Origin of the sequence: Pseudomonas benzopyrenica, assembly GCF_036884265.1 — a bacterium.
In the GTDB taxonomy this organism is placed as follows: Bacteria; Pseudomonadota; Gammaproteobacteria; order Pseudomonadales; family Pseudomonadaceae; genus Chryseomonas; species Chryseomonas benzopyrenica.
In genome coordinates, this window is record NZ_CP145723.1 from 679,089 (window position 1) to 690,868 (window position 11,780).

Annotated in this window: 13 protein-coding genes; 7 read left to right on the forward strand and 6 right to left on the reverse strand. The window is 68.0% G+C overall.

Annotation, left to right across the window (positions count from 1 at the left end; translation table 11 throughout):
• Positions 1-45: 45 nt before the first annotated feature.
• From V6W80_RS03185 to V6W80_RS03195, 3 genes are all read left to right on the forward strand, one after another.
• The gene (locus tag V6W80_RS03185; RefSeq protein WP_184292310.1) at positions 46-828 is read left to right on the forward strand and encodes a TSUP family transporter; all 783 of its coding nucleotides are present in this window, start codon (positions 46-48) and stop codon (positions 826-828) included.
• Positions 829-847: 19 nt separating this feature from the next.
• Complete coding sequence (gene lgt / locus V6W80_RS03190) at positions 848-1,660, forward strand: prolipoprotein diacylglyceryl transferase (protein WP_017641011.1); 813 nt, start codon at positions 848-850, stop codon at positions 1,658-1,660.
• An 85-nt stretch (positions 1,661-1,745) separates the two neighbouring features.
• A complete protein-coding gene (locus tag V6W80_RS03195) occupies positions 1,746-2,102 on the forward strand; it encodes a hypothetical protein (protein ID WP_017641010.1) in 357 nt (118 codons plus the stop codon).
• 10 nt (positions 2,103-2,112) lie between these two features.
• Here the strand turns inward: V6W80_RS03195 and V6W80_RS03200 are convergent, their stop codons facing one another.
• From V6W80_RS03200 to V6W80_RS03225, 6 genes are all read right to left on the reverse strand, one after another.
• On the reverse strand, positions 2,113-2,364 hold the full coding sequence (locus V6W80_RS03200) for a YfhL family 4Fe-4S dicluster ferredoxin (RefSeq protein WP_017641009.1): 252 nt from the start codon (positions 2,362-2,364) through the stop codon (positions 2,113-2,115).
• A gap of 99 nt (positions 2,365-2,463) precedes the next feature.
• Positions 2,464-2,949, reverse strand: coding sequence for a pantetheine-phosphate adenylyltransferase (gene coaD / locus V6W80_RS03205; protein ID WP_338545825.1), 486 nt, complete (start codon positions 2,947-2,949; stop codon positions 2,464-2,466).
• Between the two features lie 99 nt (positions 2,950-3,048).
• Complete coding sequence (locus tag V6W80_RS03210; RefSeq protein WP_338545826.1) at positions 3,049-4,053, reverse strand: hydrolase; 1,005 nt, start codon at positions 4,051-4,053, stop codon at positions 3,049-3,051.
• The gene (rsmD, locus tag V6W80_RS03215) at positions 4,050-4,619 is read right to left on the reverse strand and encodes a 16S rRNA (guanine(966)-N(2))-methyltransferase RsmD (RefSeq protein WP_257704566.1); all 570 of its coding nucleotides are present in this window, start codon (positions 4,617-4,619) and stop codon (positions 4,050-4,052) included. Before rsmD ends, V6W80_RS03210 begins: the two co-directional genes overlap by 4 nt.
• Position 4,620: 1 nt before the next feature.
• A complete protein-coding gene (locus V6W80_RS03220) occupies positions 4,621-6,060 on the reverse strand; it encodes a M16 family metallopeptidase (protein WP_338545827.1) in 1,440 nt (479 codons plus the stop codon).
• Entirely contained in the window at positions 6,057-7,418 is a 1,362-nt protein-coding gene (locus V6W80_RS03225; protein ID WP_338545828.1) for a M16 family metallopeptidase, read from the reverse strand. Before V6W80_RS03225 ends, V6W80_RS03220 begins: the two co-directional genes overlap by 4 nt.
• Positions 7,419-7,620: 202 nt before the next feature.
• Here V6W80_RS03225 and ftsY point away from each other — a divergent pair, with 202 nt between their 5' ends.
• The 4 genes from ftsY (at position 7,621) to rpoH (ending at position 11,766) form a co-directional block, all read left to right on the forward strand.
• Complete coding sequence (gene ftsY, locus V6W80_RS03230; protein WP_338545829.1) at positions 7,621-9,072, forward strand: signal recognition particle-docking protein FtsY; 1,452 nt, start codon at positions 7,621-7,623, stop codon at positions 9,070-9,072.
• Entirely contained in the window at positions 9,069-9,743 is a 675-nt protein-coding gene (gene ftsE / locus V6W80_RS03235) for a cell division ATP-binding protein FtsE (protein WP_007161647.1), read from the forward strand. The genes ftsY and ftsE overlap by 4 nt, the downstream gene beginning before the upstream one ends.
• Positions 9,740-10,750, forward strand: a complete 1,011-nt coding sequence (gene ftsX, locus V6W80_RS03240) for a permease-like cell division protein FtsX (RefSeq protein ID WP_017641003.1) — start codon at positions 9,740-9,742, stop codon at positions 10,748-10,750. The genes ftsE and ftsX overlap by 4 nt, the downstream gene beginning before the upstream one ends.
• 161 nt (positions 10,751-10,911) lie before the next feature.
• Positions 10,912-11,766, forward strand: a complete 855-nt coding sequence (gene rpoH / locus V6W80_RS03245; protein WP_007161649.1) for an RNA polymerase sigma factor RpoH — start codon at positions 10,912-10,914, stop codon at positions 11,764-11,766.
• Positions 11,767-11,780: the final 14 nt, after the last annotated feature.

An 11,780-nucleotide genomic window follows, 5' to 3' on the forward strand; every position in this document is an offset into this window, starting at 1 on the left:
GGCAGGCAGCGGCGTACCATGCCGCCTCCTGCGCCCGAGGTGATGATGGATCTCTTGCTCTTCCTGGTGCTCGGCGTCTGCGCCGGGCTGCTGGCCGGTCTGTTCGGGGTCGGCGGCGGCCTGATCATCGTGCCGGTGCTGGTCTACAGCTTTACCGCCCAGGGCCTCAATCCGGATATCCTCACCCACCTGGCGGTGGGTACCTCGCTGGCCACCATCGTCTTCACCTCGCTCAATTCCGTCTGGGCCCATCACCGGCTTGGCGCCGTGCGCTGGCGGCTGTTCGCCTGGATGGCCCTGGGCATCGTCTTCGGCAGCGCCCTGGGCGCCCTGACCGCCGCCGCCATCCACGGCCCGCTGCTGCAGAAGATCATCGGCACCTTCGCCATCCTCATCGCCCTCCAGCTGGCGCTGGACCTGCGCCCCAAGGCCCAGGCCGGTGAGCCGGGCAAGCCGGCGCTGACGGTGGCCGGGGTGGTGATCGGCTGGGCCTCGGCCATCTTCGGCATCGGCGGCGGCTCGCTTACCGTCCCCTTCCTGATCTGGCGCAGCCTGAGCATGCCGCAGGCGGTGGCCACCTCGGCGGCCTGCGGCCTGCCCATTGCCCTGTCCGGGGCGCTGTCCTTCATCCTGGTCGGCTGGCAGCAGCCGGGCCTGCCCGCCTGGAGCCTGGGCTATGTCTATCTGCCGGCCTTGCTGGGTATCGCCCTGACCAGCATGTTCTCGGCCCGTTTCGGTGCGCGACTGGCCCATCGCCTGTCGCCCCGGCTGCTCAAGCGCCTGTTCGCCCTGTTGCTGTTCGGCGTCGGTCTCAACTTCTTACTCTGATCCCCTTCAAGGAGGCACCATGCTGCCGTATCCGCAAATAGACCCGGTGGCCCTGTCGCTGGGACCGCTGAAGATCCACTGGTACGGGCTCATGTACCTGGTGGGGATCGGTGGCGCCTGGTGGTTGGCCAAGCGTCGGCTCAATCGCTTCGATCCGCGCTGGACCAGCGAGACCCTGTCCGACCTGGTGTTCTGGGTGGCGCTGGGGGTCATCGCCGGGGGTCGACTCGGCTACGTGCTGTTCTACAACCTGGCGGAGTACATCGCCAATCCGACGCTGATCTTCGAGGTGTGGAAGGGCGGCATGTCCTTCCATGGCGGGCTGCTCGGGGTGATCCTGGCGGTCTGGTGGTTCGGCAAGCGCCACAACAAGGGCTTCTTCGAGCTGATGGATTTCATCGCGCCGCTGGTGCCCATCGGCCTGGGTGCCGGCCGCATCGGCAACTTCATCAACGCCGAACTCTGGGGCAAGCCGACCGATGTGCCCTGGGCGATGATCTTCCCGCCCTACAGCGATCCGGCCCAGTTGCCGCGCCATCCCTCGCAGCTCTACCAGTTCGCCCTGGAAGGCGTGGCGCTGTTCGTGATCCTCTGGCTGTATTCGCGCAAGCCGCGGCCGACCATGGCCGTGTCCGGCCTGTTCGTGCTCTGCTACGGCATCTTCCGCTTCATCGTCGAATTCGTGCGGGTGCCCGATGCCCAGCTCGGCTATCTGGCCTGGGGGTGGCTGACCATGGGGCAGGTGCTCTGCGTGCCCATGGTGCTCGGCGGTATCGCGCTCATGGTCTACGCCCATCGCCGCGCGCCGCAGCCGGTCGTCCGCGCCGAATGACGTCTGGGGACCGCCCGCATGACAAGTGCGGGCGGCCTGTTATAGTTCAGGGACCACCATCACAACCGCGCAAGGGATCAGCCGTATGAATCCGTTCCGTAGCCTGGCTGCCGTGCTGGCGCTGGCCCTGACGATGCAGGTCCTGCCGGCGCAGGCGCAACAGGCTCAGGGTGACGTCACCGAGTATCAGACCGCCGACCAGGCGTTCGGTGAAGCCCAGGCTCCCGCCGCCTTTTCCATGATCGGCGATCTCTTGATCGCGCGGCCGCTGCTGATCGCCGCCACCGTGATCGGCGCGGGCGTCTTTGTGGTCAGTCTGCCATTCACCGCCGCGGGCGGTAACATCGGCAAGGCCGGCAAGGCCCTGGTGGTCGAGCCGGGCAAGGCGGCCTTCGTGCGTTGCCTGGGCTGCACCCAGAGCGGCTACGGGCGTACCGAGTAAGGCCCTGGCGCTAGCCCTGGCCGCTGATCTTCAGGTATTTGTCGTGCAGCTGCTCCTTGGTCTCGACATGGTTTTCGTCGAGAGGGATGCAGTCCACCGGACAGACCTGCTGGCACTGGGGTTCGTCATAATGGCCCACGCACTCGGTGCACAGGTTCGGATCGATCACGTAGATCTCCGCGCCCTGAGAGATGGCGCCGTTCGGGCACTCAGGCTCGCACACGTCGCAGTTGATGCAATCGTCGGTAATGATGAGGGACATCGTCGGCTCCTCGCCACGCGAACGCGCAGCGATCCAAAAGTCAGGCGCGCATTTTGCCCCATCCGCGCGCCGGCTGCACCCGACAGTCCTTGGGGTTAATCAGGCGGCCGGGGCAAAACGCTCCAGCAGCGCCTGATGCACGGTGGGATGGACGAACTTGGTCACGTCGCCACCGAGGGCCGCGATCTCGCGCACCAGGGTGGAGGAGAGGTAGGAATAGTGTTCCGACGGGGTCAGGAACATGCTTTCCGCCTGGGGCGCCAGCACCCGGTTCATGTTGGCCAGCTGGAATTCGAACTCGAAATCCGACACGGCGCGCAGGCCGCGCAGGATGATGGTCGCCTTCTGCTGTTCCACCAGGGTGGCCAGCAGGCAGCTGAAGCCGATCACCTCGACGTTGGGCAGGTGCGCGGTCACCGCCTTGGCCAGCTCGACCCGGCGTTCCAGCGGAAACAGCGGGTTCTTCTTGGGGCTGGCCGCCACCGCCACCACGACTTCGTCGAACAGCCGCGAGGCGCGCTCCACCAGATCGCCATGGCCCTTGGTGATGGGGTCGAAGGTGCCGGGGTATAGCACTCGGTTCATGACTCTGTCCTGGGGGCGAAGCTGTTGGGGCTTGGATGGTAGCTCAGGGGCGGGGTGAGGCCAAGGCGACAGCCGCCAGGATCGCCGACCCGTGGGCGTTTATCGGCCGGATGGCGCTGCCCGTTGGCTGACCAGCCAGTCGGGGATGCGCCTTTCCAGATAGTAGTCCGGGTCGCGGAAGGAGCCGCCGACGAAACCCACGTGGCCGCCGTGGGGCAGGCGCTCGAACAGGGTGTCGGGCGCCAGTTCGGCGCGGGCGGGCAGGGCGTCGGTGCCGATGAAGGGATCGTCCTCGGCCTGGATCAGCAGGGTGGGGATGCGGATACCCCCCAGGTAATAGCGGCTGGAGGCCTGGCGATAGTAGTCCCGGGCATCGCGAAAGCCATGCAGGGGCGCGGTGTATCTGTCGTCGAAGTCCCAGAAGGTCTTGAGCCCCTCGGGCGGGCCCAGGCGGGCGAGGATCTCGTGCTGCTCGGGATGGCGCTCGCGATCGAACAGTGCCTGCTTGTCGCGCACATAGCGCGCCAGTTCACGGATGAAGTGCCGCTGATAGATACGCGAGAAGCCGATGCCGATGCGATCGGCGCAGAGGTCCAGACGAAAGGGCACCGACACCGCCACCGCGGCTCGTAGTCCGCTTTCCGCGCCGCGCTCACCGAGGTACTTGAGCAGCACATTGCCACCGAGGGAAAAGCCCACCGCATACAGCGGAGCCTCCGGACGACTGGCCTGCAGATGGCGCACCACCGCGGCCAGGTCTTCGCTGACGCCGGAGTGATAGCCTCGCGGCAGGCGGTTGGGTTCGCCGGAGCAGCCGCGCCAGTTGAGGCCGACGCTGGCCCAGCCGCGGGCGGCGAGGGCGAATTGCAGGCCAAGTACGTAGTGGGAGCCGGAGCTGCCGGTGAGGCCGTGGGCGATCAGCACCAGGGGCGCCTGTGGGTCCTCGGCGTGATACCAGTCCAGATCGAGGAAGTCGCCATCCTCCAGCCATAGCCGTTCGCGCGGGCGAGTGATGGGCGGCAGGCGGCGCCACAGCGAGCCCCAGAGGGTCTGCAGGTGCGGACCGGGCAGCCAGCGCGCCGGGCGAAAGGGGGCGCTGTTCACGCCTGGCGGTGCCAGAGGGCGTAGTGGACGTTGCCGGTCTTCTTCTCGCGGTGCAGTTGCCAGGTCGCGGGCAGGCTCAGGCGCGAGGGCTGGGTCTCGCTCTCGGTGTAGATCCAGGCGTCCGCGGCGAGCCAGCCCTGGGCTTCCAGGGTCGCGCAGGCCGGCTCCAGCAGGTCCTGGCCAAAGGGCGGATCGAGAAACACCAGGTCGAAGGGCGTCGCCGCCGGCTTGGCCAGCGCCTGCAGGGCGTCGGTTTGGCGTACCTCGGCCTGGGCGCAGCCGAGGGCCTGCAGATGGCCGCGCAGGGCATTGGCGGCCTGGGCATTGAGGTCGAAGGCCAGCGCCGGGCCGGCGCCGCGGGAGAGGGCTTCCAGCAGTAGGGCGCCACTGCCGGCGAAGGGGTCCAGCACCCGGGCGCCCGGGGTGACGGCGGCCAGCCAGTTGAACAGGGTCTCGCGGACCCGATCCGGGGTGGGTCTCAGGCCCAGGGCATCGGGAAAGACGAAGCGCCGGCTGCGCCAGTCGCCACCGATGATGCGCAGTTGGTTGGCGGTCTTCTGGGCCATGCTAGTGCTCCGGAACGCCGCTGGGCGGCAGGTTGGGAAGAGGGCGGGGTGGCGGCAGCGGCTGCTGGGCGACCCGTGGGCCGGCGCTGACCACGACGAAGTTGGCCGGATCCAGGTGGCGCTGTAGGGCGGCATGCACCTGTTCCACCGTCAGCCGGCGGACCTGCTGGAGGAAGTCATCGAGGTAGCTGCTGGGCAGGTCATAGAAGCCGATGTTGCCCAGTTGGGCGACGATGGCGCCGTTGCTGGCGTTGGCCAGTGGGAAGCTGCCTTCGATCTGCCGCTTGGCGCGGTCCAGTTCGGCCTGGGTAGGGCCCTGGGCCAGGTAGTCGCGCAGCAGGTCACGGACCAGGGCCAGGGTGGCATCGCCTAGTTCGGCGCGGGTCTGCAGGCCGAGGGTGAAGGGGCCAGGCTGACGCATGGGGGTGAAGCCCGAGCTGACGCCGTAGGTGAGACCGCGGCGTTCGCGCAATTCGGTCATCAGGCGACTGCCGAAACCGCCACCGCCAAGGATCTGGTTGCCGACGAAGAGGGCGGCGTAGTCGGGATCGCGGCGGGTGATGCCGAGTTGGCCGAGCAGCAGGCGCGTCTGCTGCGCCGGGATCTCCAGCTGCACCCGGGCCGGTGCGGCAGGCGCTGGCACCGGCAGTGGCGGCAGGGCCGGGCCGCGGGGCAGGGCGCGCGACAGCTGGGCGGCGATCTGCTCGGCGCGGGCGCGATCCAGGTCGCCGGTGAGGGCGATCACGGCATTGCCGGCGGCATAGGCACGGGCATGGAAGGCCGTAAGGCTGGCCGCGTCGAGGCGTGCCAGTCCGGCTGCCGTGCCCCGTGGCGAATGGGCATAGGGATGGCTGCCATAGAGACGTTCCTGCAGCGCTTCGCCGGCCAGGCTGGCCGGCTCGCGACGGCTGGCGGCGATCAGCGTCAGCAACTGGTCGCGGATGCGTTGGATGGCCTCGGCGGGAAAGGTCGGGCGACCGACCACGTCGGCCAGCAGTGCCAGGGCCGGTTCGCTGTGGGCCGGATCGGCGAGGGTGCGCAGCCCGGCCACCGCCTGGTCACGATAGGCGCCGTTGCTGAAATCGGCGCCCAGGCGCTCGAAGCCGTCGGCGATGGCGCCGGCATCGCGTCCCGGGGTGCCTTCGTTGAGCAGGCCGTTGGTCAGCATGGCCAGGCCCGGCGTGGCGCCGTCCTGGCTGCTGCCGGCGGCGAAGATCAGGCGCACGTCAAACATCGGCAATTCCGGCGCCGGCACGAACAGCACCTGGGCGCCCTCGGCGGTGCGCCAGCGCTGGATGTCCAGCTGGCGCCCCAGGGGCGGTGCCTCCTTGAGGGTCTTGAGGCTGTCCACGGCGGGATAGGCGCGCGCCAGGTCGCCGACCGGGGTGGGGGACTGACAGCCCGCGAGCAGGCACAGCGCAAGGCACAGCATACGCTTCATCGACGGGCCTCCGCGGTGGGTTCGGGGCGCAACTGGCCCAGGGTCAGGCGCTCGCGGGTGAAGTAGGTACGGGCCACGCGGCGCAGGTCGTCGGGAGTGACCTGGCCCAGCTCGTCGAGCAGCCGATCGCCCTGGCGCCAGCCGAGGCCGACGCTTTCCAACTGGCCGATGCTGCTGGCCTGGGCGGTGATGGAGTCGCGGCCATAGACCAATCCGGCTACCAGCAGGGCGCGGACCCGGGCCAGTTCCTCGGCGCTGGGCGGCTCGCGCTTGAGCAGCTCCAGCTGCGTCCAGAAAGCCGCTTCGAGCTGGTCGAGGGTCTTGCCGCGCTGGGTATTGGGGGTGCCGCTGAGCAGGAAGAGGCTGTCGCCGCGGGTATAGGCGCCATAGGCGGCGCGCACGCTGCTGGCCACTTCCTCGCCGCGTTCGAGACGACTGGGCAGGCGTGCCCCCGAGCCGCCGCTGAGCAGGGCGGCCAGCAGTTGCAACGCATAGGCATCGCGCGGCTGGGCGGCGGTGGCCAGGCTGGGCACGTTGAAGCCCATCAGCAGGCTGGGCAGCTCGCGGGCCTGCAGGGCCAGGCGGCGTTCGCCCGGCGCGGGCAGTTCCAGCGGTCGTCGTAGCGCGGGCAGGTCGCTGCGGGGGATGCCACCGAACCAGCGCTGCACCTCGGCGCGGATCGCCTGGGGCTCGACGTCGCCCACCACCACCAGGGTGGCGTTATTGGGTGCGTACCAGGTCTGGTACCAGCGGCGCAGGTCGTCGACGCCGAGGCGCTGCAGGTCCTGGGGCCAGCCGATGGTGGGGTTGCGATAGCCGCTGGCCGGGTAGGCCGCGGCCTTGAAGCGTTCGAAGGACAGTGCCTCGGGGCGGTCGTCGGTGCGCAGCCGGCGTTCCTCCTTGATCACCTCCAGCTCGCGGCTGACCTCGTCGGGCGCCAGGCGCAGGTGCTGCATGCGATCGGCTTCCAGCTCCAGGGCCACCGGCAGGCGATCGCGGGCGAGCAGCTGGTAGTAGACGGTGTAGTCATCGGTGGTGAAGGCATTCTCCTCGGCGCCCAGATCGCGCAGCAGGTGCGAGGCCTCGCCGGCACCGAGCTTGCGGCTGCCCTTGAACATCAGGTGTTCCAGGGCATGGGACAAGCCGGTCGCGCTGGGCGCCTCCAGGCTCGACCCCACGCGATACCAGAGTTGCACCACGGCGACCGGCGCCCGGTGATCTTCGCGGACCACCAGCTTGAGGCCGTTGTCGAGGGTGAATTCCTCGGTGTTCTGCCGGCTGGCGGTGGCCAGGGCGAGGGTGGGGAGCAAGCTAAGCAGGACGACCAGGGCGGTCCGACGGAAGCGGGAGGCGGGCATCGCGAGAGCAGGCCTTGTAGCGCGGTAGGGGACGAAGCGGCTGCGTCCTGGGGACGGTCGCGCGTTTTTCGCCGACGGGGAGGTCTTCCGCCCGGCAGGCTGCTAGGATACGCATCCCTTTTCCCGACGGCCATGCCTGACGGTCGAGCCCCGCCTGGCGGAGCTCCCGCAGCTGGCTCGTCCGTTCGATACAGAGCCCTGCATGTTTGGATCCGACGACAAGAAGTCTCCCCCCGCGGAGAAGAAAGGCCTGTTCGGCTGGTTCCGCAAGAAGACTGCCGAACCCGTAGCGACGCCGGCCGAAGCCCCCGCCGCCGCGCCCGAAGCCGAAGAGCGCTTGCCCGAGCCGCTGACCAGCGAACCGGTGCAGCATCCGGAGCCGGTACCCGAGCCGCCGGAGGCGATCCCCTCGCTGACCCCGGTCGCCGAAGAGGAGGCCCCGTCGCCGGTGGCCCTGACGGCGCTGGTCGAGCCGCTGGTGGCCGATCCCATCCTGCCGCCGGTCGAGGTCGAGCCGGTAGTTGTGCCCGAGACAGAGCCCGAGCCGGTATCGGCGCCGGTCGCGCCACTGGCACCGGTAGTTCCTGCGCCTGTCGTAGAGCCCGAGCCTGCTCCAGCCCCGGTCGTACCCGTCGCCCCGGTACGTCCTGAGCCTGAGGTGGTTGCGCCGGAACCCGAACCCGCTCCACCCGCCGTTGCCGCCGCTCCGGCCGAACCAACCAAGCTGGGTTTCTTCGCTCGTCTGCGTCAGGGGCTGTCCAAGACCAGCGCCAGCCTCGGTGAGGGCATGGCCAGCCTGTTCCTCGGCAAGAAGGTCATCGACGATGACCTGCTCGAAGAGCTGGAAACCCGCCTGCTGACCGCCGACGTCGGCGTCGAGGCCACTGGCGTCATCATGCGCAACCTGACCCAGAAGGTGGCGCGCAAGCAGCTGGCCGACAGCGAGGCGCTCTATCAGGCCCTGCAGCAGGAGCTCACCGAGATGCTGCTGCCGGTGGAACAGCCGCTGGTGATCGACACCTCGCACAAGCCATACGTCATCCTGGTGGTCGGTGTGAACGGCGCCGGTAAGACCACCACCATCGGCAAGCTGGCCAAGCGCCTGCAGAACGACGGCAAGAAGGTCATGCTGGCCGCTGGCGACACCTTCCGCGCCGCCGCCGTGGAGCAGTTGCAGGTCTGGGGCGAGCGCAACCGCATCCCGGTGATCGCCCAGCACACCGGTGCCGACTCCGCCTCGGTGATCTTCGACGCGGTGCAAGCCGCCAAGGCCCGTGGCATCGATGTGCTGATCGCCGACACCGCCGGCCGCCTGCACACCAAGGACAACCTCATGGAAGAGCTGCGCAAGGTGCGCCGGGTGATCGGCAAGCTGGACGAGGCGGCGCCCCACGAGACCCTGCTGGTGCTGGACGCCGGTACCGGCCAGAACGCCCTCAACCAGGCCAAGCAGTTCCACAACGCCGTGCCCCTGACCGGCCTGGCCCTGACCAAGCTCGACGGCACCGCCAAGGGCGGGGTGATCTTCGCCCTGGCCAAGCAGAGCGCCCTGCCGATCCGCTATGTCGGCGTTGGCGAGAGTATCGACGACCTGCGGCCCTTCGAGGCGCGGCCCTTCGTCCAGGCCCTGTTCGCGGAGCGGGGCGTCTCATGATCCAGTTCGACCGCGTCTCCAAGCGCTATCCCAACGGTCACGTCGGCCTGCAGGAACTGAGCTTCCGTGCCGAACGCGGCGAAATCCTCTTCGTCACCGGGCATTCCGGCGCCGGCAAGAGCACCCTGATGCGGCTGATCCTGGCCATGGAAAGGCCCACCGGCGGCAAGCTGACCCTGGCCGGCCAGGACATCTCGCGCATCACCAATGCGCAGATTCCCTTCCTGCGCCGGCAGATCGGCGTGGTCTTCCAGAACCACCAGCTGCTCTATGACCGCACCGTGTTCGACAACGTCGCCCTGCCGCTGCAGATCCTCGGCCTGTCCAAGCCCGAGATCGCCAAGCGCGTGGCCGCGGCGCTGGAGCGGGTCAGCCTCAAGGACAAGCTCGACGACTATCCGGCCGAGCTCTCCACCGGCCAGCAGCAGCGGGTCGGCATCGCCCGCGCGGTGGTGCATCGGCCGGCCCTGCTGCTCGCCGACGAACCCACCGGCAACCTCGATCCGCGCCTGGCCTCGGAGATCATGGGCGTCTTCGAGGACATCAACAGCCTCGGCACCACGGTGCTGATCGCCAGTCACGACCATGCCCTCATCGCCCGGCTGCACCATCGCATGCTGACCCTGCAGCGCGGCCGCCTGATCGGCGACGAAGAGGAGAGCCAGCCATGAGCGCCACCGAACTGCCCCGTGGCCAGGAACAGGGCGGCAAGCCCCAGCGTCCGCAGCGTCAGGCCCCGAAGAAACCCAAGAGCGATTGGCGCAGCCCGCTGCATGCCTACCTCGAAGCCCACCGCACCGGTCTGAGGGATAGCCTCAGGCGCATGGTTCAGCAGCCCATAGGCACCTTTCTCACCTGCCTGGTGATGGGTATCGCCCTGGCGCTGCCCATGGGGGTGTCGCTGCTGCTGAAGAACGTCGAGCGCTTGGGCGGCTCCTGGCAGCGTGCGGCGCAGATCTCGGTGTTCCTCGACCTGCGCACCGGCCAGGACCAGGCCGAGGTGCTGATGAGCCAGATCAAGGTCCTGCCCGATGTCGCCGAGGCGCGCTGGATCAGCCCGGACGACGCCCTGAAGGAATTGCAGCAGGACGCCGGCCTGGGCGAGGCGCTGCGCGAATTGCCGCAGAATCCGCTGCCCGGCGTCATCGCCGTGACCCCCAAGGAAATCGACAAGAGTCGCCTCGACATGCTGCGCAGCCAGCTGGCCGAGATGAACGGCGTGCAGCAGGTGCAACTGGACATGCAGTGGGTCGAGCGCCTCACCGCCATCCTCAAGCTCGGCGAGCGCTTCGTCTTCGGCCTGACCGTGGTGCTGGTGATCGCCCTGCTGCTGGTGATCGGCAACACCATCCGCCTGGCCATCGAGAATCGCCGCACCGAGATCGAGGTGGTCAAGCTGGTGGGCGGCACCGACGGCTACGTGCGTCGGCCCTTCCTCTACATGGGCGCGCTATTCGGCCTGGGCGCCGGCATCGCCGCCTGGGCGCTGCTGGTGTTCGGCCTCAACTGGCTCAACGGCGCGGTGCTGGATCTGGCCGGCCTCTACGGCAGCGATTTCGCCCTGGGCAGTGTCGCCATCGAAGACGGGCTGCAACTGCTGATCGGCGCCGTGCTGCTCGGCTACATCGGCGCCTGGCTGGCCGTTGCCCGTCACCTGCGCGAACTCGCACCGCGCTGACGAACGACCGTTTCCGACACGTTCGGAAACGGTCTAAACCCCTGATGGCACACGGCTTTCACGACCGTTTTCAGCTGGGGTTAAGGGAACCTCGGCTAGTCTGGCGCTGTCCAAAAAATCAGTGTTAGACTGCCCAGTGCTTAGTGAATCGGAGGATTCGCATGACCACTTCGTTGCAACCTGTTCCTACATTGGTTCCCGGCGCCAGCCTGGAAGCCTATGTGCATTCGGTGAACAGCATTCCGCTGCTCACTCCGGAGCGGGAGCGTGAACTGGCCGAGCGCCTCTTCTACAAGGAAGACGTTGAGGCCGCCCGGCAGTTGGTGCTCGCGCATCTGCGTTTCGTGGTGCATATCGCCAAGAGCTATTCCGGCTATGGTCTGGCCCAGGCCGACCTGATCCAGGAAGGTAACGTCGGCCTGATGAAGGCCGTGAAGCGCTTCAATCCCGAAATGGGCGTACGTCTGGTGTCCTTTGCCGTGCACTGGATCAAGGCGGAAATCCACGAATTCATCCTGCGCAACTGGCGGATCGTCAAGGTCGCCACCACAAAGGCGCAGCGTAAGCTGTTCTTCAACCTGCGCAGCCAGAAGAAGCGGCTGGCCTGGCTGAACAACGACGAGGTCCATCGCGTGGCCGAAACCCTGGGCGTCGAGCCCCGGGAAGTGCGCGAGATGGAAAGCCGTCTGACCGGTCATGACATGGCCTTCGACCCGGCCAGCGATGCCGATGACGATGCGGCCTATCAGTCGCCGGCCCAGTACCTGGAAGACAGCCGTTACGATCCGGCGCGTCAGCTGGAAGAAGCCGACTGGACCGACAGCTCCACGGCCAATCTGCACGAGGCCCTGGAACGCCTGGACGACCGCAGCCGCGACATCCTCTACCAGCGCTGGCTGGCCGAGGAAAAGGCGACGCTGCACGAGCTGGCGGCCAAGTACAACGTCTCGGCGGAACGTATCCGTCAGCTGGAAAAGAACGCGATGAACAAGCTCAAGGGCAACATCGCCGCCTGATCTGGTTGGCAATC

Bases quoted from the DNA above. Each gene is read 5' to 3' on its own strand.
- V6W80_RS03185 (WP_184292310.1), top strand. From the start codon at position 46: ATGGATCTCTTGCTCTTCCTGGTGCTCGGCGTCTGCGCCGGGCTGCTG.
- lgt (WP_017641011.1), top strand. From the start codon at position 848: ATGCTGCCGTATCCGCAAATAGACCCGGTGGCCCTGTCGCTGGGACCG.
- V6W80_RS03195 (WP_017641010.1), top strand. From the start codon at position 1,746: ATGAATCCGTTCCGTAGCCTGGCTGCCGTGCTGGCGCTGGCCCTGACG.
- V6W80_RS03200 (WP_017641009.1), bottom strand. From the start codon at position 2,364: ATGTCCCTCATCATTACCGACGATTGCATCAACTGCGACGTGTGCGAG.
- coaD (WP_338545825.1), bottom strand. From the start codon at position 2,949: ATGAACCGAGTGCTATACCCCGGCACCTTCGACCCCATCACCAAGGGC.
- rsmD (WP_257704566.1), bottom strand. From the start codon at position 4,619: ATGGCCCAGAAGACCGCCAACCAACTGCGCATCATCGGTGGCGACTGG.
- V6W80_RS03220 (WP_338545827.1), bottom strand. From the start codon at position 6,060: ATGAAGCGTATGCTGTGCCTTGCGCTGTGCCTGCTCGCGGGCTGTCAG.
- V6W80_RS03225 (WP_338545828.1), bottom strand. From the start codon at position 7,418: ATGCCCGCCTCCCGCTTCCGTCGGACCGCCCTGGTCGTCCTGCTTAGC.
- ftsY (WP_338545829.1), top strand. From the start codon at position 7,621: ATGTTTGGATCCGACGACAAGAAGTCTCCCCCCGCGGAGAAGAAAGGC.
- ftsE (WP_007161647.1), top strand. From the start codon at position 9,069: ATGATCCAGTTCGACCGCGTCTCCAAGCGCTATCCCAACGGTCACGTC.
- ftsX (WP_017641003.1), top strand. From the start codon at position 9,740: ATGAGCGCCACCGAACTGCCCCGTGGCCAGGAACAGGGCGGCAAGCCC.
- rpoH (WP_007161649.1), top strand. From the start codon at position 10,912: ATGACCACTTCGTTGCAACCTGTTCCTACATTGGTTCCCGGCGCCAGC.